Source organism: Bradyrhizobium sp. CIAT3101 (assembly GCF_029714945.1).
Classification (GTDB): Bacteria; Pseudomonadota; Alphaproteobacteria; order Rhizobiales; family Xanthobacteraceae; genus Bradyrhizobium.
Window position 1 is genome coordinate 3,139,460 of record NZ_CP121634.1, and the last position, 24,145, is coordinate 3,163,604.

A 24,145-nucleotide genomic window follows, 5' to 3' on the forward strand; every position below is an offset into this window, starting at 1 on the left:
TGTGCCCGCTAAAGCTACGGTTTTCAAGCCCAATTAAGGGCTTGCGTCCGGATGGATTCTAGGCCGAGACGGCGTGGCGGAGCTCGCCATGGCGCTCGCGGAACAGCTTGTCCTCCCAGGCCAGCGCGTGCGCCGCGATGGTCTCGAGGTCCTCGTATTGCGGCTTCCAGTCGAGCAGGCCGCGGATGCGGCTGGTGTCGGCGACCATGGTCATGATGTCGCCGGGCCGGCGCGGGGCGTATTGCACGGCGAAGCTGCGGCCCGACACCCGCCGCACGGCGTCGATGGTTTCGAGCACCGAATAGCCGCGGCCATAGCCGCAGTTCAGCGTCGTCGAGGCGCCGCCATTGCGCAGATAGGCGAGCGCGGAGCGATGCGCCTGCGACAGATCCGTCACGTGGATGAAGTCGCGGATGCAGCTGCCGTCCTGGGTCGGGTAGTCGGTGCCGAACACGTCGATCTTGGCGCGCTGGCCGGTCGCGGCTTCCACCGCGATCTTGAGCAGATGCGTGGCACCGACGGTGGCAAGCCCGATGCGGGCCTGCGGATCGGCACCCGCGACGTTGAAATAGCGCAGCGTCACGTACTGCATGCCGTAGGCGGCGGCGACGTCGTGCAGCATGATCTCGGTCATCAGCTTGGACGAGCCGTAAGGAGACAGCGGCCGCGTCGGCGCGTGTTCGGGCACCGGCACCTGGTCCGGATTGCCGTAGACGGCGGCGGTCGAGGAGAAGATGAAGCGGCTGATGCCGCGCTTCACCGCGACGTTGAGCAGATTGCGCGCGGTCATGAAATTGTTGCGGTAGTAGCCGAGCGGATCGCGCATCGAATCCGGCACGACCACGGAGCCCGCGAAATGGATGATGCTCTCGATGTTGTGCTGGGCGATCACGCCCTCGAGCAGGTTCTCGTCGCCGGCATCGCCGATGAACAGCGGAACGCCCTCGGGCAGATAAGCGGAGAAACCGGTGGAGAGATCGTCGATCACGACGACGTCCTCGCCGGCTTCCGCCAGCGCCAGGACCGTGTGACTTCCGATATAGCCGGCGCCGCCGGTGACTAGCACAGTCATGATCTCACCCGTCTTCGATCAACGCACCAAGTTAACGTTTGCGCGGTGAAGAGGGGGTTTCGGGCCGGCTGAACTGGTCACTATGCTTAATGTTGCGTATAGGACTTTGCGAAACGGAGCACGACGTGGCGAATTTCCCGGGCGATCTGCAAGTGATCGTGCCAAATCTGCACAGGCGCTATTCCGGGGTCACCGCGACCAACCGGATGGTGGCGCCGCGGCTGGCAAAACTCTATCGCGCCGCGTGGTTCGGATCGGACGCGCCGGAGGGGATTGCGCGGCTGGGCGTCGCCGATGTCCTGAAACTATGGCGCCGCAAGTCGCCCCTGATCTGGCATGCGCGCCGCAACAACGAGATGATCGCGGGCGTCGCGTTGCGCGCGCTCGGCTGGCCGCTCAAGCTGGTGTTCACCTCGGCGGCGCAGCGGCATCACAGCTGGATCACGCGCTGGCTGATCCGGCAGATGGACGCGATCATCGCGACATCGGACATCTCGGCCTCGTTCCTCAAAGTCAAAGCGACGGTGATCCCGCACGGCGTCGATACCGACGTCTATGCGCCGCCGGTCGATCGCGCCGCGGCGTTCGCGGAAGCCGCGCTGCCCGGTCGTTACGCCGTCGGCTGCTTCGGCCGCGTGCGTGCGCAGAAGGGCACCGATGTGTTCGTCGATGCGATGTGCCGATTGCTGCCGCGCTATCCGGATTTCACGGCCGTGATCGTCGGACAAGTCACGGCCGAGCAGACGCCCTTCGCCAACGATCTGAAGAAGCGCATCGAGGCAGCCGGCTTGCAATCGCGCATCGTCATCACCGGCGAGCTGCCGATCGAAGACGTGCAGCGCTGGTATCAGCGGTTGACGATCTACGCCTTCACCTCGCGCAACGAAGGCTTTGGCCTGACGCTGATCGAGGCAATGGCAGCCGGCAGCGCGCTGGTCGCCACCCGCGCTGGAGCTGCCGAGCTCGTGGTCGAGGACGGCGTGAGCGGCGTGCTGATACCGACCGGTGATGCGGAGGCGCTGGCTGTAGCGCTCGAGCCGCTGATGCGCGACGTGGCTCTGGCGACCACGATGGGCGAGCAGGGGCGGGCGCGGGTGCTCGCCAAGTTCAGCCTTAATGCCGAGGCGGCGCGGATCGGCGAGGTCTATCGTCCGTTGCTCTGATTGAGCGCGGACAAAAACGTGAAAACAACCCCATGCACAGTAGCGCGTGCCGGCGGCATCAATAGCTCGTCAGTGCTGGGGTAATACGATTGCGGATTTTACGAAATTTATTTGACTCGTCGGGCAAAACACCTTTAGACAGTCATGATCGCAAAAGTTGTGTGCCGTCGGGCACCTCTCGCGCTCATGTTGCGCGCAGAGACTTTGTTCCCGTCTTGGGAATTTGAATTGATCCCATTTTGGGAACGTGCTATGGCAATGAACGTAATTGCTAGAAGGGCACTCAAGGCCTTCTGGGAGCGATACCCCCAAGCGGAGACGCCGCTGGGTACTTGGTACGAAATCGTTTCCAAGGGGGACTGGAAGAGCCCGGCAGACCTCAAACAGGCATTTGGAAACAACGTGGACTTTGTTGGAGACAACAGAGCTATCTTCGACATCGGCGGCAACAAGTATCGCCTAGTGGTTCATTTCTCCTACAAGTTCAAAAAGGCCCTCATCAAGTTTGTCGGCACGCACGAAGAGTACGATGGAATAGACGCGGAGACGGTGTGATGATGGACGTAAGGCCCCTTCACAATGAACACGACTATGACTGGGCGATCCGCGAAGTATCTCGTTATTTCGAGGTCGAGCCAACGCCCGGCACGCCCGACGGTGATCGATTCGAAGTTTTGTCGTCGCTCATCAAGGAGTACGAAGACAATCACTTCGCAACCACTCACGGCGATCCAGTCGACGTTCTCCATTTCGCAATCGAGTCCATGGGACGATCGCAAGCAGAATTGGCGGCTCTGATTGGACGCAATCGGGCATCCGAAATCTTGAATCGCGTCCGTCCACTGACATTGGAAATGATCCGCACCATTGCCAAGGAATGGAGCATTCCAATTGGTGCTCTGACGGCTCAATATGAGCTTGGGCGCGCATATGGTTAGTCGGGTGCGCTGACTGGGCCACTCAAGCTACTGATCACCTCAGCCACGAACGCATCGAGGTCGCCGCCTTCGAAGAGAAAGCCCGGCAGTCCAAGCGCCTTGCCGGCTTCGAGATCCCTCGGCTGATCTCCGATGACGAAACTGCCGTCGAGCTGCACGGGCCAGTGCTGGATGAGATCGCGCAACATGCCGGGCGCCGGCTTGCGCCAGTCGTGCTCCCTGCTGTAGGCGGCGACCGTTCCCTGCGGATGATACGGACAGAAGCGGATGTCATCGATCCCGGCGCCGTCGCGGGCGAGCTCGTCGCGCATCCAGCCGTGCAATGCGTTCACATCGGCTTCGCTGTAGAGGCCGCGCGCGACGCCGGACTGGTTGGTGAAGACGAACACCCAATAGCCGGCTTCGTTGAGGCGGCGAATGGCCCTGGCGACGTTTTCCGTCCAACGGATGCGATCTCGCGTGCCGATATAGCCATCGTCGAGGTTGATGACGCCGTCGCGATCGAGGAATGCGGCGGGCTTCGCCGCGCGGCCGTCAGACATTTGCACGTCCTTGCGTCCTTGCCAGCACGTCTCTTGCGATCTCGACGACCTCCGACGCCGCGATATCCCGCATGCAGCGGTGGTCGTTCATTTTGCAGATCGTGCTCTGGCAGGGCTGGCAGGCGAGCACGCTCTTGGTCTGGACCACGGTCGCGGCGAGGCCGTTGAGCGGGGCCCAGAGATAGGGGCTGGTCGGGCCGAAGATGCCCATGGTGGGCGTGTCGAGCGCGGCCGCGATATGCATCAGGCCCGAATCGTTCGAGATCGCGACACCGGCCGCGGCCATGGCGAGAACGCCGTTGCGCAGATCATTGCCGGTGAGATCGCGGACGCGCGGGCCACCGGCCGCGACGATCTCCTGGGCGAGGCCCTTTTCCGCGGGACCGCCGACCACCCAGACCTCCAGCCCGCGCTCAACCAGCAGGCGGGCGGCCTCCGGATAATAGGTCCAGCGTTTCGACACCCCGACCGAGCCTGGCGCGAGCGCCACGGCGGCTCCGGCGCTGAGGCCGTTGGCCTGGCGCCAGCGGGCGATCTCGTCAGCAGGGACCCGCAATTGCGGAACCGGCCATTCCGGCGGCAGGGGCGCGCCGTCGGGCTGGGCCAGCGCGGCGTTCTTGTCGATGAAGCGGGGCAGCTTCTTCTCGCCCCAGCGCCAGCGGTTGAGCAGGCCGAACCGGAACTCGCCGACGAAGCCGACCCGTTCCGGGATGCCGGCCAGCGCCGGCGCAATGGCAGCCTTCCAGGTCCGGGGCAGCACCAGGGCGGTGCCGTAGTTCCGCTCACGCAGGAGCCGGGCGAGGCCAAGCTGGCGCCCGACGGCAAGGCGGCTGCGGGGCAGGTCCCAGACGAGCCCAGCGCGCACGCCGGGCATGTAGTCGACCAGGGGCGCGCACAGCGACGTGGTCAGGAGATCGACCGGCCGATTCGGCCATCGCTCCTTCAGCACACGCACGACGGTGTGATTCCGGACGAAATCGCCGATCCACATATAAGGGACGATCAGGATCGGGCTCGTGTCGCTCCGATCCTCATTTCCGCCAAATTGCGAATCGCTGTTCATTCGTTAATTGTGCCGCGGGCGCCCTGATGTGGCGGTTCGGTTAGCCGCTCCGGGCCGGCAGGTAAAGCGGGCAGAAGCGCGAGCCGCGAGCGTCAGGCCCAAAATGCTTACACTTTGGTAGATGATGCGCTAGGGCAGGTATCGGGCAGCGAAGATCGGGCAGGGTGGTTGGAATGTTGCTGGTGACCGGCGGAGCCGGTTTTATCGGATCGAATGTCGTGGCCGCGCTCAACGACGCGGGCCGCAGCGACGTCGTGATCTGCGATCTCCTGGGCAGCGACGGCAAATGGCGCAATCTCGCCAAGCGGCAGCTTGTGGATATCGTTCCGCCGGCCGAGCTTGCCGACTGGCTGAAGGGGCGCAAGCTCGACGCCGTGATCCATCTCGGAGCGATTTCCGAGACCACCGCGACCGACGGCGATCTGGTGATCGAGACCAATTTCCGCCTCTCGATGCGCCTGCTCGACTGGTGCACGGCCAACGCCGTGCCGTTGATCTACGCCTCGTCGGCCGCGACCTATGGCGACGGTACGGAAGGTTTCGACGACGACGCCTCGCTGCCGGCACTGAAGAAGCTGCGGCCGATGAATCTCTACGGCTGGAGCAAGCAGCTGTTCGATCTCGCGGTCGCCGGGCGCGTCGCGAACGGCGATTCCCTGCCGCCGCAATGGGCGGGCCTGAAGTTCTTCAACGTGTTCGGCCCGAACGAATACCACAAGGGCATGATGATGAGCGTGCTGGCGCGTCGCTTCGACGACGTCAAGGCGGGCCGCGTCGTGCAGCTGTTCAAGTCGCATCGCGACGGCATCGCCGACGGCGACCAGCGTCGCGATTTCATCTATGTCGACGACGTCGTGCGCGTGATCCTGTGGCTGCTGGCGACGCCTGCGGTGTCGGGGCTGTTCAATGTCGGCACCGGCAAGGCGCGGAGCTTCAAGGATCTGATGCTCGCGACCTATGCTGCGCTCGGTACGAAGGCCAACATCGAATACATTGACATGCCCGAGCAGATCCGCGGCAGCTATCAATATTTCACCGAGAGCAAGGTCGATCGTCTCCACCGCGCCGGCTATAACGGCGGCTTCACGACGCTCGAGGACGCAGTGAAGGCCTATGTCGGGGACTATCTCGACCGGCCCGACCGTTTCCGATAAGGCCCCAAGGATCTGAGGCCCAATGACCATGCCGACGCCCATTCTCGATTTCGATGCCCTCGCGCAAGCCATCTCCGGCCGCACGGTGCTTTGCATCGGCGACATCATGCTGGACGAGTTCGTCTACGGCGAGGTGTCGCGGATTTCGCCGGAAGCGCCGACGCCGGTCATCGCGGCCCAGCGCAGCGAGATCCATATCGGCGGTGCCGGCAACGTCGCGCGCAATATCGCTTCGCTCGGTGCGCGCTGTATCTTCGTCGGCCTCGTCGGCGAGGACGATGCGGGCGCGCGACTCAAGGCCGCGCTGGCGGACCATGCCGGCATCGACAGCGCGCTGGTGTGCGATCCGTCGCGGCCGACCACGCGAAAGGTGCGCTTCGTCTCCGAGCATTTCTCCACACACATGCTGCGCGCGGATTGGGAGCAGGCGGTAGCGGCCTCCGACGAGATCGAGACGAAGCTGATCGAGGCGATCGTGCCGCAGATCGCGCGCGCCGATATCGTGCTGCTGTCCGACTACGCCAAGGGCGTGCTGACCGCGCGCGTGATCCGCCATACCATCGACGCCGCGCGAAAGCTCGGCAAGCCCGTGATCGTCGATCCCAAGAGCCTGAACTGGGCGATCTATCGCGGCGCCACGCTGCTCACGCCCAACCGCAAGGAATTCTCGGAAGCCACCCGCAGCCGTGCCGACACGCCGCAGAGCATCGTCGATGCCAGCGAGGACGTGATGCGGCTCGCCGATTGCGAGGCGATCCTGGTCACGCAGGGCGAGCACGGCATGACGCTGGTGCCGCGCAAGGGCGAGGCCGTCCATGTTCCGGCTTTCCCGGTGAAGGTGCGCGACGTCTCCGGCGCCGGCGACACCGTCGCCGCCGCGCTCGCGGTCTCGCGCGCGGCGGGGGCGGATTGGGATACGGCGCTGCGCATGGCGAGTGCGGCGGCCGCGGTCGCGGTCGGCAAGCAGGGCACTGCGAGCGTGAGCGCCGACGAGCTGCGGCGAAAGATCCTGCCGCATGCCTATCTCGCCGCCGAGGAGAAGGTCGTGAGCGCGCCCGGCGCGCTCGAGGCCCAACTCGCCGAATGGAAGGGCGAGGGGCTGCGCGTCGGCTTCACCAATGGCTGCTTCGACATCCTGCATCCCGGCCACGTCAAGGTTCTGACCGCGGCGCGCGCCGCCTGCGACCGGCTGATCGTCGGTCTCAACAGCGACGCCTCGGTGCAGCGGCTGAAGGGCGCGGATCGTCCGGTCCAGGACGAGCGCGCGCGTGCCGAAGTGCTCGCCGCACTCGAAGCCGTCGATCTCGTCGTGATCTTCGAGCAGGACACGCCGATCGACCTGATCACGCGCATCACGCCGAGCGTTCTGGTGAAGGGCGGCGACTACACCCGCGAGCAGGTGGTCGGCCACGAGGTCGTCGAAGCCGCCGGCGGGGTGGTCGTGCTGGTCGACATCCTGAAGGGTTTCAGCACGACCGCGTTGGTTCATCGCGCGCGCGGAGAGACGAAGTGACGGCGCTCGCGCGGGAGACGACCCTCCAGATGCTGGGGCGGCGCGTTCGAAGCCCGGCGGCCTGGGGCGAGACGGTCGACCTGTTCGCGATCCTGACCGTGGCCTCGCTGCCCTGGTCGACCTCGCTCGTGGCGATCTTCAACGCCGCGTTCCTGGTCTGTATGGTGCCGTTTCTCGATGTCCACGCATTCCTGCAATCGCTGAAGCGTCCGATCTCTGCGGCGCCGATCGCGCTGTTCCTGCTGGCGCTGGTGGGAACGCTGTGGTCGGACGCGGCCTGGGGCGCGCGCCTCTATGCCGTGGGGCCGACCGTCAAGCTGCTCGTGCTTCCCGTCCTGCTCTATCATTTCGAGCGCTCGCCGCGCGGCAACTGGATGCTCATCGCCTTCCTGGCGTCCTGCGCGTTGCTGTCGGTGATGTCGTGGCTGGTCGCCTTCTATCCGGGTCTGTCGCTGAAGCCCTACGACCCGTCGGAGCGCGGTATCTTCGTCAAGAATTATATCGATCAGAGCCAGGAATTCACGCTGTGCGCGGTCGCGCTCGCCTATCCCGTGATGATGCTGTTGCGCGAGAAGCGCTACCCGCTCGCCGGGCTGCTGATGGCACTCGCGCTGAGCTTTCTGGTCAACATGGTCTTCGTCGTGGTGTCGCGCACCGCGCTCGTGACCGTGCCGATCATGCTCGCCGTGTTCGCGCTGCTTCATTTGAGATGGCGCAGCATCGCGATCATCTCTGCCGCCCTGATCGCCGGCGCGGCGGTCGCCTGGCAGGCCTCGCCGCAATTGCGCAAGACCGCGGACACCTTTGTCAGCGACTACCAACTCTACACCCAGCGCAATATTCCAACGTCAATGGGCGAGCGTCTTGAATTTTGGCGGCATGCCGCTCGGTTTTTCGTGCAGGCTCCGCTTGTGGGGCATGGTACCGGTTCTACGCAGGGATTGTTCGAGAGAGCCGCGAAAGAACCCTCATGGGTTCCAGGCGTCAGGGTCTTTCCGAATCCGCATAACCAGACGCTGCATGTCGCCGTGCAATGGGGCCTCGTCGGCATCGCCGTTCTCTACGCGATCTGGATTTCCCATTTCCTGCTGTTTCGCGGCGACGGGTTCGCCAGATGGATCGGCTTGCTGGTGGTGGTCCAGAACGTCTTCACCTCGCTGTTCAACTCGCATCTGTTCGATTTCCACGAGGGCTGGATGTACGTCATCGGCGTGGGCGTTGCCGGCGGCATGGTGATCCGGGCGCAACGGCAAGCGGCGAAGGTGGGGGAAGCCAGTTCCTGAGCGATCGCGCGGCTGGCAACCGCGGCCGAGATGGGCTATCAGCGCGATCAGGTTGCATCTAACGGGATATTCATCGGTCGGCAGATGACGCGTCTTTCGCATCTCACTTTGCGTAACTTCCTGATCGCGCTTCACGACCTGGTGGCGACGGCCGCGGCCCTGTTCGCTGCGTTCTATCTGCGCTTCGAGGGCGGCGCGGGCTTCACGGCCCGCTTGCCGCTGCTGCTGCAGATCCTGCCCTATTTCCTCGCCTTCAGCGTCGTCGTGTTCTACGTCTTCAACCTGACGACCACGAAGTGGCGCTTCATCTCGCTGCCCGATGCGCTGAACATCATCCGCGTCGCCACGGTGCTCACCGTCGCCCTTCTGGTGCTCGACTACATCTTCGTCGCGCCGAACGTGCACGGCGCCTTCTTTCTCGGCAAGATCACCATCGTCCTCTACTGGTTCCTGGAGATCTCCGCGCTGAGCGCATTGCGGCTGGCCTATCGCTATTTCCGCTACACCCGCGTGATGCATCACGTCAGGACCGAAAATGCCGCGCCGACGCTCCTGATCGGGCGCACCGCCGATGCCGAGGTCGTGCTCCGCGGTATCGAGAGCGGCGCCATCAAGCATCTGCGGCCGGTCGGGGTGCTGTCGCCGTCCCGGGCCGACCTCGGCCAGCTCATCCGCAACGTGCCGGTCGTCGGCGCGATCGACGACATAGAGGATGTCATCGCGAGCTTTGCCAAGCGCGACAAATCGATCGCCCGGGTGGTGATGACGCCGTCCGCCTTCGAGCCGGATTCGCATCCCGAATCCGTGCTGATGCGGTCGCGCCGGCTTGGCCTGATCGTCAGCCGGCTGCCGTCGCTCGAGCAGGGGGATGTGCCGCGGCTCACCTCGGTTGCGGTCGAGGACCTGCTGCTGCGGCCGAGCGAGACGATCGACTATGGGCGTCTCGAAGCCCTGATCAACGGCAAGAGCGTCATCGTTACCGGCGGCGGCGGCTCGATTGGCTCGGAGATCTGCGAGCGCGTGGTTGCGTTCGGCGCGGCGCGCCTGCTGATCGTCGAGAATTCGGAGCCGGCCCTTTATGCGGTCACCGAGACGCTCGCCGCGCGCGGTTCCGGCGCCGAGATCGAAGGCCGGATCGCCGACATCCGCGACCGCGAGCGCATCACGCGTCTGATGGCGGAGTTCAAGCCGGACATCGTGTTCCACGCCGCCGCGCTCAAGCACGTTCCGATCCTGGAGCGCGACTGGAGCGAGGGCGTCAAGACCAACATCTTCGGTTCGATCAACGTGGCCGATGCCGCGCTCGCCGCAGGCGCCGAGGCCATGGTGATGATCTCGACCGACAAGGCGATCGAGCCGGTCTCGATGCTCGGTCTGACCAAGCGTTTCGCCGAGATGTATTGCCAGGCGCTCGACCACGACCTCGTGGCGCAGGCCGGCGGCGGCAAGCCGGCGATGCGCTTCATCTCGGTCCGGTTCGGCAACGTGCTGGCCTCGAACGGATCGGTCGTGCCGAAGTTCAAGGCGCAGATCGAGGCCGGCGGTCCCGTCACCGTGACGCATCCCGACATGGTCCGCTATTTCATGACCATCCGCGAAGCCTGCGATCTCGTCATCACGGCGGCCACCCATGCGCTCGGCGCCAGGCGTTTCGACGTTTCGGTCTACGTGCTGAACATGGGCCAGCCGGTGAAGATCGTCGATCTGGCGGAACGGATGATCCGGCTCTCGGGCCTGCAGCCCGGAATCGACATCGAGATCGTGTTCAGCGGCATGAGGCCGGGCGAGCGATTGAACGAAATCCTGTTCGCCTCCGAGGAGCCGACCGTCGATATCGGGGTCGCGGGCGTCATGGCGGCGAAGCCGAACGAGCCGCCGATGCAAACGCTGCGCAAATGGATGTCCGCGCTCGAAATCGCCATCACGCATGACGATCGCGCCACCATCAGGACCATCCTGAAGGATGCCGTTCCGGAGTTCGGCGTCAACGCGAGCGCTGCATCCTGAGGGACGACGGCGAGCGGAGCTGAAAGATCCGCCGGGCAAAGCGCAGGAAGAACGCTGCGTCGATGACGGGCGCGTTCAGATGCTGCCGGCGCGACCGCAGGCAGTCCAGATTGGCGCGCAAGGTCACGCGCCAGCCGCTGGTGCTGATGCCGCCCATCTGGAAATCGGCGATGATGCGGGAAAGATAGGTGACCCTGTAGTCGTTCAGCGCCAGCGCACGCAGCATGTAATCGTAATCGGCGGTCGTGACGTAGCTCAGATCGTAGTCGCCGACCGTCTCGGCGACCTGGCGTCGCATGTAGAACGTCGGATGCGGCGGGACCCAGCCGAGCTGAAACGAGTAGCGACCGTACTGACCGCCGCGCCAGGCCCGCACGAGGGTCTTGGATTGGTGATCGGTGACCATGTCGAGGTCGCCATAGACGACATCGGCCTGTTCCAGCGCCGCCGCGATCGCCGCCAGCGCGCTGTCGTCGTGGAACGTGTCGTCCGAATTGAGGAATCCGATCGCGTCGCCCTTGAACAGATGCAGCCCCTTGTTCATGGCGTCGTAGACACCCTTGTCGGGCTCGGAGATCACGCGGATGTCGCTGGAGCCGAACGACTCCACGATCTTCAGCGTTGCATCCTTTGAGGCGCCGTCGACGACCAGCATCTCCTTGTCGGGATGCGTCTGGGCGAGGAAGGATTCGATGGTGGCGCCGATCGTCGCCTGGGAGTTGTAGCTGGCCGTGATGACGCTGATCTTCATTCCGGATCCGTGATGTACGCGCCGGAGATTATAGGAAACAACCCTGAAGGTTGATAGGTAATCGCTGCGGTCGCGGTGCGTCCGTGCCGGCCCTGTGAACCCTTATTCACGCGCCGCGATCGGCGCCGCGCTGTGCGCGGCTTTCTCCCCGCTGAGGATCCAGACCAGGCCGCCGAATGCGCCGACGATGAAGGAGACCGCGCCGAACAGCAACGAGATGTTGACGCCTTCGTTGGCCGCCAGCCCGGCGAAGCCGAAGGCGAGCCCCATGCTCGCCTCGCGCACGCCCCAGCCGGCGATCGAGATCGGCATCAGCGTGATCAGCATCACCGGCGGCACCAGCAGGAAGACCTGCGCGAAGCTGACCGGTGCTGCGATCGACTGCACCACGCACCAGGCGATGACGACGGCAAGGACGTGAACCAAAATCGACAGGATCGCGATCGTCGGGCCGCTCTTGCGGTTGAAGATCACGCGGTTGGCGATCACGGCGCAGGCGTGGATGTGGTGGGTGGCCCACCAGGTCTTCAGCCACGGCCAAGTCAGCGCGCCGAAGATCAGGAAGCCGATGCCGCCGGCAAGCGCGGCGAAGTCGACGAGCAGCAGCGCCGAGCGGCCGTGCGGATCGGTGATCAGCGTGTAGCTCCAGGGCAGGCTGGCGACGATGAGGACCGCCAGCGCCACGAGGCCGATCGCGCGATCGACGAAGATCGAATAGGTCGCTGCGCGCCATCCGGCGCCGGTGCGCGCCACCATCCAAAGCCGGACCGCATCGCCGCCGATCGCGGACGGCAAGGTCTGGTTGAAAAAGGAGCCGATCACGTTGTAGCGCATCGCGCGGCCGAGCTCGAGCGGCGCACCGCATGCGGCGCTGACCTCGCGCCAGCGCAGCACGCCGACGAAGATCTGCAGGAACGTCACCGCGATCGCCATGCCGATCCAGAACAGGCTGGTCGCGGTGAAGCGCGAGAACAGCTCGGTCAGATCGACCTTGCGTAGCGCCAGATAGAGCAGCGCCGCGGAGATCAGGATTTTGGCCGTCGACAACAGGATTCGGCGCATCTCGCCCGCTTGGACAGGGTTTCGGGGCAACCCGACGCGAGGCGCCGAATTCGGCCGCTTTGGTATGGTTTTGGCGCCGATCTTGCAATAGCTATCACGAAGGGCGGCGGTCTATTGCGCCCCCTTGATACCGGCCGGAGAAACTTTATGGGCTGGCTTCGGGGATTGCTCGGGATCGCTTGGGAACAGGATGACGGATCAGGCGATTTTGGTGACGGGTGCCGCCGGTTTCATCGGCTTTCACGTCGCCCGGCAGCTCCTGGCCGAAGGGCGGCCCGTGGTCGGGCTCGACAATCTCAACAGTTATTACGATCCAGCGTTGAAACAGGCGCGCCTTTCGCTGCTCGGCAACGAATCCCGTTTCTCTTTTGTCCAGGCTGATCTCGCCGATCGCGAGACGATGGCGGCGCTGTTTGCGCGGCATCGCTTTCCGGAGGTCGTGCATCTCGCCGCCCAGGCCGGCGTGCGCCACTCGATCGAGCATCCGCAGAGCTACGCCGATTCCAATCTGCAGGGTTTTCTCAATCTGCTCGAGGGCTGCCGGACGTGCGGCTGTCGCCATCTCGTCTACGCCTCGTCATCGTCCGTTTATGGCGCCAACACTAAACTGCCGTTTTCCGTGCAGGACCGGACCGATCATCCCGTGAGCTTCTACGCCGCGACCAAGAAGGCCAACGAGGTGATGGCGCAGTCCTATAGTCATCTCTACCGGCTGCCGGTCACGGGCTTGCGCTTTTTCACGATCTATGGCCCGTGGGGACGGCCTGATATGGCCATGTTTCTGTTTGTAAACGCCATCATGGCGGGCCAGCCGATCCGGCTCTTTAACCATGGCAAGATGCGCCGCGACTTCACCTATATTGACGACGTGACCCGTGTAGTGTCCAAGCTGGTCGATCTTGTGCCTGCGGACAATCCGGCTGCCGCAAATGCGCCGTCTCGGGTCTACAATGTCGGAAATCACCGCCCCGAAGAGCTGATGCATGTCGTCGGACTTCTGGAGCGGGAGCTGGGTCGGACGGCGGTCAAAGAATTGCTGCCGATGCAGCCGGGAGATGTGGTGGAAACGTTCGCGGATGTCGAGGATTTGATGCGCGACACCGGCTTTGCACCGTCAACGCCGATCGAGCACGGGGTCCACAATTTTGTCACCTGGTATCGCGACCACTACAAGGTTTGAAATGACGATGGACAAACGCATTATTCCCCTGATCATGTGCGGCGGCGCCGGCACGCGGCTGTGGCCGGCTTCGCGCGAGGTGCGCCCAAAACAGTTCCTGCCGCTGTTCGGCGCGCGCTCGACCTTCCAGGACACGCTGCTGCGCGTCTCGGAGGCTTCGCTGTTCGATCGCCCCATCGTCATCACCAATGCGTCCTATCGCTTCATGGTGCTGGAGCAGCTGGTCGAGATCGGCATCGAGGCCGATGTGATCCTCGAGCCGATGCGGCGCGACTCCGGTCCCGCGATCGCCGCGGGCGCGGCGTTCGCGCAGAACCGCACCGGCGAAGCGATCGTGCTCGCGCTCGCCGCCGACCATGTGGTGCAGGACAATGCCGCCTTCGTCGCGGCGTGCCGCGAGGGCCTCATGGCCGCGAGCACCGGGCGCATCGTCACCTTCGGCGTCAAGCCGGAGCGGCCGGCAACCGAATACGGCTATATCAGCCCGGGCGAGGTGATCTCCGGCGAAGTCCACGCGGTCGCGCGCTTCGTCGAGAAGCCGGATGCCGTGAAGGCCGCCGACTACGTCAATTCGGGCTATCTCTGGAACAGCGGCAACTTCATGTTCCCCGCCTCCCTGCTGCTCGACGAATATCGCAAGGTCGATGCGGCGAGCGTCGAGGCGGTGTCCAATGCGGTCGCCAATGCCGGCCGCGATCTCGGCTTCGTGACGCTGGAGCCGCAGGCCTTCGGCGCGGCGAAGGCGATCTCGATCGACTATGCGGTGATGGAGAAGACCTCGCGCGCAGCCGTTGTGCCGGTGTCCTGCGGCTGGTCCGACGTCGGCTCCTGGCGCGCGGTGTGGGAACTGTCCGACAAGGATAGCCAAGGCAATGCGGCGCACGGCACCGCGGTGTTCGAGGATTCGCGCAACTGCAACGTCACCACCGATCACGCACTCGTCGCGCTCGAAGGCGTCGACGATCTCGTCGTCGTGGCAACGGCGGATGCGGTTCTCGTCTCGCGCCAGAAGGACGCCAACGGCCTCAAGCGTCTCGTGACCAAGCTCAAGGCGGTCGCGCCGAAGGTCACCGAGGAGCATCTCAAGGTGCATCGCCCCTGGGGCAGCTACCAGTCGGTCGACAATGGCGAGCGCCATCAGGTCAAGCGCATCGTGGTCAAGCCGGGCGGGCGGCTGTCGCTGCAGAAGCATCATCATCGCGCCGAGCACTGGATCGTGGTCCGTGGTGCGGCCCGCGTCACCGTGAACGAGACCGTGAAGACGGTGCACGAGAACGAGTCGATCTACATCCCGATGGGCGCCGTCCACCGGATGGAGAATCCCGGCAAGATCATGCTGGAACTGATCGAGGTCCAGACCGGCTCCTATCTCGGGGAGGACGACATCATCCGGATTGAAGACGACTATCAAAGGTCGTAACCAGCCAACTCCGAATCACGGAATCCGGGCCTGAAAAGCCCGCTTTGTGCGGCTTAAGGCCCGGAGAACGTGTAACTTTTTGAATCAAATCGTGTCCGGGCAGTTTGGCCGGCATTCGCCACAAATGTGGCACCCGTGCTAGAAGCGGCCCGGGGATTTGCGTTGAATCGGGGTTCGATCAGATGAGTTCCAAAGGGTCACAACCGGCAAAGGCCGGTTTGCGCGTCGGCGTCATTGGCGCGGGCGTGATGGGCAGCAACCATGCGCGCGTGCTGAGCGGTCTGCCCGGCGTCAGCCTGGTCGGCGTGGTCGATCCTTCGCCGGCGCATCGGACGCGCGCGACCGAACTCGCCAATTGCGCGAGCTTCGAGACGCTGGACCAGCTCCTGGCCGAAGGCGTCGATGCCGTCACCATCGCGGCGCCGACCCATCTGCATCACGAGGTCGCGCTCGCCTGCATCGCCAAGAACATCCACGTGCTGGTCGAGAAGCCGATCGCGTCCACGGTCGCCGAGGGCCGCGAGATCGTCGCCGCCGCGCAAAAGGCCGGCGTCACGCTGATGGTCGGCCATGTCGAGCGCTTCAATCCGGCGGTCGCCGCCGTCAAGCAGGCGATCGCGGGCGAGGACATCCTCTCGATCGCGATCACGCGCGTCGGTCCGTTCCCGCCGCGCATGTCCAATGTCGGCGTGGTCATCGATCTGGCCGTGCACGACATCGATCTGATCCGCTGGTTCACCGAATCCGACATCGTCGAGGTGCAGCCGCAGCTGTCGAGCGCGGTCGCCGAGCGCGAGGACATCGCGCTCTTGCAGTTCCGCACCGCCAACGGCGTGCTCGCGCACATCAACACCAACTGGCTGACGCCGTTCAAGGCGCGCAGCGTCACGGTCGCGACCCGCGACAAATACGTGATGGGCGATCTCCTGACGCGCCAGGTCACCGAATGCTTCGGCTTCAAGCCGGACGGCAGCTACTCGATGCGGCACCTGCCGGTCGGTCACGACGAGCCGCTCCGCGCCGAGCTGATCGCCTTCCTCAAGGCGGTGCGCAACGGCGAGACGCCGGCGGTCACCGGTGACGAGGGCGTCGCCAGCCTCGAGATCGCGACGCAGTGCCTCGAGACGCCGTCGCGGCCCGCAGCCTCGTCGCCCGCCCGCAAGGGTCCGCGCCGCATCGCCGGCTAAAACCCTTTCCATGTCGACCGCTCAAAACCCGCAAGGCGCCAAGAACCAGGCGAAGAACCAGGCCATGAACCAGCATCTGCGTCCCGAACCCATTCCCTTCATCGACGTTGCCTCGCAGCGCGCCCGGCTCGGTGCCTCGCTCGATGCCGCCGTGAAGCGCGTGATGGACCATTGCCAGTTCGTCAATGGACCCGAGGTCTTCGAACTCGAGAAGCAGCTCGCCGCCTATTGCGGCGCCAAGCACGTGGTGTCCTGTTCGAACGGCACCGATGCGCTTCTGATGGTGCTGATGGCGAAGAATGTCGGGCCCGGCGATGCGGTGCTGTGTCCTTCCTTCACCTTCATTGCGACCGCGTCGCCGGCGGCACGGACCGGGGCCACGCCGGTCTATGTCGATGTCGACGAGACGACCTTCAACATGAGCCCGGAGTCGCTCAAGCGCGGCATTGCGGCCGCGCGCAAGGCTGGCCTGAAGCCTGTCGCGGTGATCCCGGTCGATCTGTTCGGCCAGCCTGCCGACCACGATGCCATCGCCGAGATCGCACAGGCCGAAGGGCTGTTCGTGATCGATGACGCCGCGCAAGGTTTTGGCGCGAGCTACAAGGGCCGCAAGCTCGGCACCTTCGGGCTCGCCACCACGACCAGCTTCTTCCCGGCCAAGCCGCTCGGCTGCTTCGGCGACGGCGGCGCTATTCTCACCGATGACGACGAGCTGGCGGCGACGCTACGCAGCATCCGCGTGCACGGGCAGGGCGTCGACAAATACGACAACGTCCGCCTCGGCCTGACCGGCCGACTCGACACCATGCAGGCCGCGATCCTGATCGAGAAGCTGAAGATTTTCGACGACGAGATCGCCGCCCGCAACAAGGTCGCCGAGCGCTATGCGCGGGGCCTGTCCAACGTCGTGACCGTGCCGCGTCTGGCGCCGGGCAATACCTCGGTCTGGGCACAGTACACGATCCGTCTCCCCGAGGGGACCGACCGCGATGGCTTCGCCGCCGCGCTGAAGGCCCAGGGCGTGCCGACCGCGATCTATTACGGCAAGTCGATGCACCAGCAGACCGCCTACAAGCAGTATCCGGTCGCCGACGGTGGGCTGCCTGCCTGCGAGAGCCTGTCGCAGGACGTCATCAGCCTGCCGATGCACGCCTATCTGACCGAAGCCGACCAGGAGCGGGTAATCACGGCCGTGCGCGGCGCGCTGGCAAGCTGATTCGCCCTGATTTTGCAGCGAGCCGTCTCTTCCTCTAGAAGGGACGCATGCTCGGACGCATCTTCACGGTCGGTGGTTACACGCTGCTCTCGCGGCTGACGGGATTTGCCCGCGACATCATGCTCGCGGCGATCCTCGGCGCCGGCCCCGTGGCCGACGCCTTTTTCGTGGCGCTGCGGCTGCCCAACCATTTCCGCGCGATCTTCGCCGAAGGCGCCTTCAACGCCGCCTGGGTGCCGGCCTATGCCCATGTCCATGGCGAGCGCGGGGAGGGGGCGGCGCGGCTGTTCGCCGACCGCATCTTCACGCTGCTGCTGGCCTCGCAGGTGGTGCTCTTGGTCGTCGCCTGGCTGTTCATGCCGCAGGCCATGAGCATCCTGGCGCCTGGCTTTTCCGAGGATGCCGAGCAGCGCAAGCTCGCGATCGAGCTGACCCGGATCACCTTTCCCTATCTGCTGCTGATCACGCTGGTGACGCTCTATGGCGGCATGCTCAACGTGATGCAGCGCTTTGCCAGTGCGGCTGCCGCGTCGATCTTCCTCAACGTCGCGATGATGATGACGCTGGCGCTCGCCGCCTGGTTTCCCACTGCGGGGCACGCAGCCGCCTGGGGCGTGCTAATTTCGGGCTTCCTGCAATATTTCCTGCTCGCCGGCGATCTCGCCCGCCATGGCGGACTGCCGCGCTTTGCGCCGCTCAAGCTTGATGAAGACGTCCGCGGCTTCTTCAGGGCACTGGGACCCGCGACGCTGGGCTCGATGGGCACGCAGGTCGCGCTGTTCGCCGACACCATCATCGCGACCTTCCTGCCCGCGGGCGCGCTGTCGGCGCTGTACTACGCCGACCGCCTCAATCAATTGCCGATCGGCGTGATCGGTATTGCGATCGGCACGGTGCTGCTGCCGGAGATGTCGCGGCGGATCACGGCCAACGATCATGACGGCGCGATGAAGGCGCAGCGCCGCGCCTTCGACTTCACGCTGCTGTTCTCGGTGCCGTTCGTCGCCGCCTTCCTCACCGTGCCCGACGAGATCATGCGTGCGCTGTTCGCCCGCGGTGCGTTCTCCAAGGCCGATGCGGTCGCCGCAGGCAGCACGCTCGCGGCCTATGCCATCGGCCTGATCCCCTTCGTGCTGATCCGCAGCGCGGTCGCGACCTTCTATGCGCGCAAGGATACCGCGACGCCGGTTCGTGCCTCGCTGTCGGGCATCGCGGTCAACGTCGCGCTGAAACTCGCTTTGATGGGATCGTTCGCCCAGATCGGCCTGGCGCTGGCGACCGCCGTCGGCGTCTGGACCAATCTGCTGCTGGTGCTGTTCTTCGCCGTGCGGCGCGGTTTTCTCGTGCTGGATCGCGCCTGGCTCAAGTCGCTCGGCAAATTCCTGCTGACCGGATTGATCCTCGCCGGCGCCTTCTGGCTGATCGCGCGCTTTGGCGGTTCTGCGCTGGGCGCGATGCGCTTCCATGACGAAGTGACGTTGGTCCTGCTGGCCCTCGGCGGCACGATCGTCTACGCGCTCGCGATCCTCGCATTGTTCGGCCGCAGCTGGCTGGTCTCGCTGGTGCGTGGTTAGAGCGAATAATCAGCCGGCGCCGTGGACAGCTGCCCGGCTTCGCCACATCTCCGCCAGGAGACGTGCCGCGAACGCACCTGCCCGAATCGAAGGGGCTTCGATGAAGCGATACGCCAGCCCCGCGATGGCGATCGCCGCGACGAGCGACGTCACCATGACGAACAAATTGCCCCAGACCTGCGTCGGCGCGATCGAGCCAAGATCGACCGCGACGAGGGCGCAGAGATAAAAGATCGGCCAGTGCACGAGGTAGAGGCTGAACGAGATTCGGCCAAGAAACCGCAGCGGCGCGGTCGTCGCCCATTGCAGCATGTCGCGTGACGACACCACGGCACCCATCATCAGCGCGGCTGCAGTGGCCGAAACCAGCGCAATGCCCGCCGTATAGAACTCATCGTAGGAGCCGGCTATCTCCAGTCCGACCAGGCCCGCGATGAACGCAACCGTGGCAAGCTGCCTGCGACCTGCGAGCAGTGCGGCAAACTCCTTGACGAGAAAACAGCCGAAATAGAACCACAGCAGCGTTCGGTAAGGGCCGCTCGCGAGCAGGACCGTGACCGCGGCGAACAGTGCCCAGCGCCATCGTGGTTCAATCCTGCCGTGCGCAGCGACCGCGAACGGCAGCATCATGGATCCCAACAATTCGGGAAAGAGCGTCCAGGTCGGACCGTTCACCCGATTGGAGCCGAGCAGCAGATTGTCCCACAGATCGTTCCAGGTCGGTTGCGGCCAGAACAGGTGCTCGAAGCCGGGTGTGAGCCCGGCCGGGGCCGGATCAAGACGCCAAAGGCGCTCGCAGGCGAAAGCGAACAGGACCGCTGCCGCGAACGGTGGAATCAGCCGGAACAGCCGCCGCGCCATGTAAGGCGCAATTGCACGGTCGCGCTCCAGCGAGGCCCCGAGCACATAGCCGCTCAGCACGAAGAAGAACATCACGGCCGCGGCCGGATTGGCGGCCAGCAGCAGCGTGTCAAAGAAAACCGATTGCGGATTGTTCGTGAAGACGTGCGTCGCATGGAATACGCATACCGTCAGGCAGGCGAGGCCACGCAGGGATTCCAGCCGAGGGTCAAATGGCGAGGCGTTCACCCTTGTGAGCGGCGGCATAATCATCGGCCAGGCGCTGCCCCGGACGCATGCGCCGGCGATTCACGATCTGTGTCAGCGATATGATGCTCTCGCGGGTTCCGTTCCGTGACCTCCAGTCGCTGGAGACGGCTGGCGCCCGGCGCTGCGGCCGCAGCGTCAAAAACATCCCTCAGCATGCTAGTTCCCCCATTCCCAACGGGGATATCACTAAACCAGAGGGTGTATCGCGCGAGTTAAATTAAAGATACAACTTGAGCGAATCTTCCGCCACCGCCCGCCCATGCGCCCGCACATTTCGGAGCGGGCTACGTCAGCTGAGACGGCCTCGACCACGACGCGAACGCGCGATCCGATCGCCTGGGAAAGGCTCGTCGAGCGACTTGGTTCAGTTATGGCGTTGCTGTCCGATGTGTCGCAGCGTCGTCGCGCCGGAGTGAGGCTCGCCTGCAGGGTGTGGCCAAACTCCGCACATCTCTTGATTTTGCGCGATCGCCGTGCTATCGGCGTGCCCATGATTAAATGGTCGCGCAACGTTAACTTCTCGCACATGACCCGCTTCGGCTGGGCCGTGGAAGGAGTCGCGCGCTAGGAATTCGTCGACGACATCTTTTCCACCAGGCCCCGCCGGCATCGGACGGGGCCTTTTGTTTGGCCACGCTCCCTGCCGGCACAACAGCAGGAGCATGCGATGCCACCACAACTAACGGACGTTTCTCCCGGGATAGAGGGCGACGCCGCAAGGCGCGGCCTCAGGCTCACGATCGTGTCGGCGAAGAGCGCGGTCGACCAGGCTTTGGCCGCACGCCTCAAGGCGTCGGCTGCGGCGCTGGACAGCGCCTTGCCGGACAAGGACGCTGCCGGCACCGCGGCGGCCTCCACGCGGAGTATCCTCGGCCTGATCAGGCAATATTGGCTTGCGTATCAGCAGCGGCGCCAGAGCCCACGGCTGTCGTTGCAGGACCTGAGTGACAGGGAGCTGATGGATATCGGCCTGACGCGCGGCGAGATCGACCACCTCACGCCTCAGCGATCGATCGATGCGCTGAGAGACAGCACGCGGTATCTGTTGAGCCGTGGCGGGATGTAAATGGTCAACTGCGAGATGTGGACGTGCGCTCTGAGAGCAAGCGGCAGCGAGCGCGGCTGCTTGTTCTCAGGCGTGTCTTTCGGCCATGTCCGTTACTCCAGAAACGTCTCGGACTTCTCGTCGGGATTGTTCGTGGTGCCGTCGCTCAATTCGCGTTCGGCTTCGTGCCAGAATTCGTCCTCGCGCCCCTCGGGCCGTCCGGCGAGGTCCCACAATTGATGTGCGCGGAGTCGAATCTGTTCTTCGGTCGGGTTGGGCATGGGTCCACTCGTTCATCGAGGACGTCAACGCGGCCGCACGGGCGTTGCGCCGTATGGTCGCGCCGGCGACTGTCCCGCTGTGGATGCCGTGTTCACAAATACAAGCTTTTCCAGCGAGGAATTGTTCCTGCCTCACCAGCCGCGGCCGTTCGGCCGAAGTCGCCATGCCCGGGATTGAGGACCGGGCCCGCCTAAAGCCGTTTGCCTTGCCACTTTTTCCACGGCAATATGCCGGCAAAACAACCATAGGACGGGACAAGAAAAAATGGCGGCTCCCATCAAGTTCGGCGTTGGCCAAAGCGTGCTGCGCAAGGAGGATGACGCGCTCATCCGCGGCAAGGGCCGCTATACCGACGATTACGCGCCGCAGGCTGCGCTTCGCTGCCTGATGCTGCGCTCGCCGCATGCGCATGCCAAATTCACCATCGACGCCAGCCGCGCCCGCACCCTTCCCGGTGTGGCGCTGATCCTGACCGCCGCCGAAGTCGGCGATCTCGGCAATCTGCCCTGCCTGTTCAATTTCGAGACCGATCCCTTCACCGGCCCGCCTTACCCGATCCTTGCCAAGGACGAGGTGCGCCACGTCGGTGATTCCGTCGCCTTCGTCGTCGCCGAGACCATCGACCAGGCCCGCGACGCGATCGAAGCCATCGACGTCAAATGGTCGCCGCTGCCGTCGGTGACCGGCCTCGTCAACGCCGTCAAGAAGGACGCGCCGCAGGTCTGGCCGGACAAGCCCGGCAATGTGCTGTTCGATGTGTCGATCGGCGACAAGGCCGCGACCGAAGCCGCGTTTGCCAAGGCGCATACGGTCGCCGAGATCTCCATCGTCAATCCGCGCGTGGTCGCGAGCTTCATGGAGACGCGCGCGGCGGTTTGCGAATACGACGCCAAGAACGATCATCTCACGCTGACAATCGGCAGCCAGGGCAGCCATCGCCTCCGCGACATCCTCTGCCAGAACGTGCTGAATATCCCGACCGAGAAGATGCGCGTGATCTGCCCCGATGTCGGCGGCGGCTTCGGCACGAAGCTGTTTCCCTATCGTGAATACGCCCTGGTGGCGGTCGCGGCGCGAAAGCTGAAGAAGGCGGTGAAATGGGCGGCCGATCGCTCCGAGCACTTCATGGGCGACGCGCAGGGCCGCGACAACGTCACCACCGCGAAGATGGCGATGGCCGAGGATGGCAAATTCCTCGCGATGGATTGCGACCTGATGGGCGACATGGGTGCCTATCTCTCGACCTTCGGGCCCTACATTCCGCATGGCGGCGCCGGCATGCTGCCGGGCCTTTACGACATCCAGGCCTTCCACTGCCGGGTGCGCACCGTCTTCACCAACAGCGTGCCGGTCGATGCCTATCGCGGTGCGGGCCGGCCCGAGGCGGCCTATGTCATCGAGCGCCTGGTCGATGCCTGCGCGCGAAAACTGGACATGACGCCGGATGCGATCCGCCGCAAGAATTTCATCCAGCCCAAGGCGCTGCCGTACAAGACCGCGACCGGCAAGGTCTACGATTCCGGCGACTTCGCCGCGCATCTGAAGCGTGCGATGGAGATCGGTGACTGGAAGGAGTTTGGAAAGCGCGCCAAGGCGGCCAAGAAGAACGGCCTGATCCGCGGTATCGGGCTTGCGAGCTATGTCGAGGTCTGCGGCACCATGGGCGAGGAGACCGCCAATGTGCGGATGGACCCCAATGGTGACATCACCGTGCTGATCGGCACGCAGTCGAGCGGGCAGGGCCACCAGACCGCCTATGCGCAGATCGTCGCCGAACAGTTCGGCGTCGCGCCGGAGCGGGTGCACGTCCATCAGGGCGACACCGCGATGATCGCCACGGGCCTCGGCACCGGCGGCTCGGCCTCGATCCCCTCGGGCGGCGTCAGCGTCGAGCGCGCAACACGCGAGCTCGGGCAGAAGCTGAAAGAGATCGCGGCGCAGGCGCTGGAAGCGAGCGCCGGCGACCTCGAGATTACCGACGGCATCGTCCGTATCGCCGGCACCGACCGTTCGATCTCGTTCGCCGATCTCGCCAAGCGGCCGGGCGCCGATCCGTCGAAGCTGAACGCCAGCGCGTCGTTTGCCAGCGCCGACGGCACCTATCCCAACGGCACGCATGTCGCGGAAGTCGAGATCGATCCGGCGACCGGCATCATCAAAATCGTCAACTATGTGATCGTCGACGATTTCGGCAAGACGCTCAATCCACTGCTGCTGGCGGGCCAGGTGCATGGCGGCGCCATGCAGGGCATCGGCCAGGCGCTGATGGAGCAGGTGGTCTACGGCGCGGGCGACGGCCAGCTCATCACCGCGACCTTCATGGACTACGCGCTGCCGCGCGCAGCCGACGGCCCGTCCTTCGTGTTCGAGACCAACAACATTCCCTGCACGACCAATCCGATGGGAGTGAAGGGCGCGGGCGAAGCCGGCGCGATCGGCTCCTGTCCGGCCGTCGTCAACGCCATCGTCGACGGGCTCTGGCGCGAATACAAGATCGACCACATTGACATGCCGGCGACACCAGAACGTGTTTGGATCGCGATCAACGAGCATCACCGCCGCCACAGCCTGTAAGGCGTGGCG

General features: G+C 64.6%; 21 protein-coding genes. 14 read left to right on the forward strand and 7 right to left on the reverse strand.

Annotated features, from left to right (window positions below):
• Positions 1-58 precede the first annotated feature (58 nt).
• On the reverse strand, positions 59-1,072 hold the full coding sequence (gene galE / locus QA645_RS14650; protein ID WP_254194567.1) for a UDP-glucose 4-epimerase GalE: 1,014 nt from the start codon (positions 1,070-1,072) through the stop codon (positions 59-61).
• Positions 1,073-1,197: 125 nt separating this feature from the next.
• On the opposite strand from galE, the gene QA645_RS14655 reads away from it, so the two are divergent.
• From QA645_RS14655 to QA645_RS14665, 3 genes are all read left to right on the forward strand, one after another.
• Positions 1,198-2,235 carry a glycosyltransferase family 4 protein gene (locus QA645_RS14655; RefSeq protein WP_283051072.1) on the forward strand — a complete coding sequence of 346 codons (1,038 nt, stop codon included), beginning with the start codon at positions 1,198-1,200 and terminating at the stop codon, positions 2,233-2,235.
• 258 nt (positions 2,236-2,493) lie between these two features.
• Positions 2,494-2,790 (forward strand): type II toxin-antitoxin system HigB family toxin, encoded by a 297-nt coding sequence (locus tag QA645_RS14660; protein WP_283053201.1) that lies wholly within the window; start codon positions 2,494-2,496, stop codon positions 2,788-2,790.
• Positions 2,790-3,173 (forward strand): XRE family transcriptional regulator, encoded by a 384-nt coding sequence (locus QA645_RS14665; RefSeq protein ID WP_309143711.1) that lies wholly within the window; start codon positions 2,790-2,792, stop codon positions 3,171-3,173. Before QA645_RS14660 ends, QA645_RS14665 begins: the two co-directional genes overlap by 1 nt.
• On the opposite strand, the gene QA645_RS14670 is transcribed toward QA645_RS14665, so the two are convergent.
• Both QA645_RS14670 and waaF read right to left on the reverse strand, forming a co-directional pair.
• Entirely contained in the window at positions 3,170-3,715 is a 546-nt protein-coding gene (locus QA645_RS14670; protein WP_283051073.1) for an HAD family hydrolase, read from the reverse strand. The genes QA645_RS14665 and QA645_RS14670 overlap by 4 nt on opposite strands.
• A complete protein-coding gene (gene waaF, locus QA645_RS14675) occupies positions 3,708-4,778 on the reverse strand; it encodes a lipopolysaccharide heptosyltransferase II (RefSeq protein ID WP_283051074.1) in 1,071 nt (356 codons plus the stop codon). Before waaF ends, QA645_RS14670 begins: the two co-directional genes overlap by 8 nt.
• Positions 4,779-4,951: 173 nt before the next feature.
• Between waaF and rfaD the strand changes: the two genes are divergently transcribed.
• The 4 genes from rfaD to QA645_RS14695 all read left to right on the forward strand — a co-directional run bounded on the left by rfaD (position 4,952) and on the right by QA645_RS14695 (position 10,735).
• Positions 4,952-5,932, forward strand: coding sequence for an ADP-glyceromanno-heptose 6-epimerase (gene rfaD / locus QA645_RS14680; RefSeq protein WP_283051075.1), 981 nt, complete (start codon positions 4,952-4,954; stop codon positions 5,930-5,932).
• 28 nt (positions 5,933-5,960) lie between these two features.
• On the forward strand, positions 5,961-7,445 hold the full coding sequence (gene rfaE1, locus QA645_RS14685) for a D-glycero-beta-D-manno-heptose-7-phosphate kinase (RefSeq protein ID WP_283053202.1): 1,485 nt from the start codon (positions 5,961-5,963) through the stop codon (positions 7,443-7,445).
• On the forward strand, positions 7,442-8,728 hold the full coding sequence (locus QA645_RS14690; RefSeq protein ID WP_283051076.1) for an O-antigen ligase family protein: 1,287 nt from the start codon (positions 7,442-7,444) through the stop codon (positions 8,726-8,728). Before rfaE1 ends, QA645_RS14690 begins: the two co-directional genes overlap by 4 nt.
• An 84-nt stretch (positions 8,729-8,812) precedes the next feature.
• Positions 8,813-10,735, forward strand: coding sequence for an SDR family NAD(P)-dependent oxidoreductase (locus QA645_RS14695; RefSeq protein WP_283051077.1), 1,923 nt, complete (start codon positions 8,813-8,815; stop codon positions 10,733-10,735).
• Here the strand turns inward: QA645_RS14695 and QA645_RS14700 are convergent.
• Both QA645_RS14700 and QA645_RS14705 read right to left on the reverse strand, forming a co-directional pair.
• Entirely contained in the window at positions 10,713-11,486 is a 774-nt protein-coding gene (locus tag QA645_RS14700; RefSeq protein ID WP_283051078.1) for a glycosyltransferase family 2 protein, read from the reverse strand. The two genes, QA645_RS14695 and QA645_RS14700, sit on opposite strands and share 23 nt — an antisense overlap.
• 102 nt (positions 11,487-11,588) lie before the next feature.
• Positions 11,589-12,548, reverse strand: coding sequence for a lysylphosphatidylglycerol synthase transmembrane domain-containing protein (locus tag QA645_RS14705; protein ID WP_283051079.1), 960 nt, complete (start codon positions 12,546-12,548; stop codon positions 11,589-11,591).
• 190 nt (positions 12,549-12,738) lie between these two features.
• Here QA645_RS14705 and QA645_RS14710 point away from each other — a divergent pair, with 190 nt between their 5' ends.
• The 5 genes from QA645_RS14710 (at position 12,739) to murJ (ending at position 19,125) form a co-directional block, all read left to right on the forward strand.
• Positions 12,739-13,728: an SDR family NAD(P)-dependent oxidoreductase gene (locus QA645_RS14710; protein ID WP_283051080.1), complete on the forward strand. Its 990-nt coding sequence runs from the start codon at positions 12,739-12,741 to the stop codon at positions 13,726-13,728.
• Between the two features lie 7 nt (positions 13,729-13,735).
• Positions 13,736-15,148 carry a mannose-1-phosphate guanylyltransferase/mannose-6-phosphate isomerase gene (locus tag QA645_RS14715; protein ID WP_283051081.1) on the forward strand — a complete coding sequence of 471 codons (1,413 nt, stop codon included), beginning with the start codon at positions 13,736-13,738 and terminating at the stop codon, positions 15,146-15,148.
• A gap of 182 nt (positions 15,149-15,330) precedes the next feature.
• Positions 15,331-16,335, forward strand: coding sequence for a Gfo/Idh/MocA family oxidoreductase (locus tag QA645_RS14720; protein ID WP_283051082.1), 1,005 nt, complete (start codon positions 15,331-15,333; stop codon positions 16,333-16,335).
• 64 nt (positions 16,336-16,399) lie between these two features.
• Positions 16,400-17,551, forward strand: coding sequence for a DegT/DnrJ/EryC1/StrS family aminotransferase (locus QA645_RS14725; protein WP_283053203.1), 1,152 nt, complete (start codon positions 16,400-16,402; stop codon positions 17,549-17,551).
• A gap of 47 nt (positions 17,552-17,598) precedes the next feature.
• Positions 17,599-19,125: a murein biosynthesis integral membrane protein MurJ gene (gene murJ / locus QA645_RS14730; RefSeq protein ID WP_283051083.1), complete on the forward strand. Its 1,527-nt coding sequence runs from the start codon at positions 17,599-17,601 to the stop codon at positions 19,123-19,125.
• 9 nt (positions 19,126-19,134) lie between these two features.
• Here murJ and QA645_RS14735 read toward each other — a convergent pair whose 3' ends face one another.
• On the reverse strand, positions 19,135-20,232 hold the full coding sequence (locus QA645_RS14735; protein WP_283051084.1) for an acyltransferase: 1,098 nt from the start codon (positions 20,230-20,232) through the stop codon (positions 19,135-19,137).
• Between the two features lie 670 nt (positions 20,233-20,902).
• Between QA645_RS14735 and QA645_RS14740 the strand changes: the two genes are divergently transcribed.
• Positions 20,903-21,301, forward strand: coding sequence for a DUF1127 domain-containing protein (locus QA645_RS14740; protein ID WP_283051085.1), 399 nt, complete (start codon positions 20,903-20,905; stop codon positions 21,299-21,301).
• Positions 21,302-21,393: 92 nt separating this feature from the next.
• Here QA645_RS14740 and QA645_RS14745 read toward each other — a convergent pair whose 3' ends face one another.
• A complete protein-coding gene (locus tag QA645_RS14745) occupies positions 21,394-21,561 on the reverse strand; it encodes a DUF2934 domain-containing protein (protein ID WP_283051086.1) in 168 nt (55 codons plus the stop codon).
• Between the two features lie 265 nt (positions 21,562-21,826).
• On the opposite strand from QA645_RS14745, the gene QA645_RS14750 reads away from it, so the two are divergent.
• Positions 21,827-24,136, forward strand: coding sequence for a xanthine dehydrogenase family protein molybdopterin-binding subunit (locus QA645_RS14750; RefSeq protein ID WP_283051088.1), 2,310 nt, complete (start codon positions 21,827-21,829; stop codon positions 24,134-24,136).
• Positions 24,137-24,145: the final 9 nt, after the last annotated feature.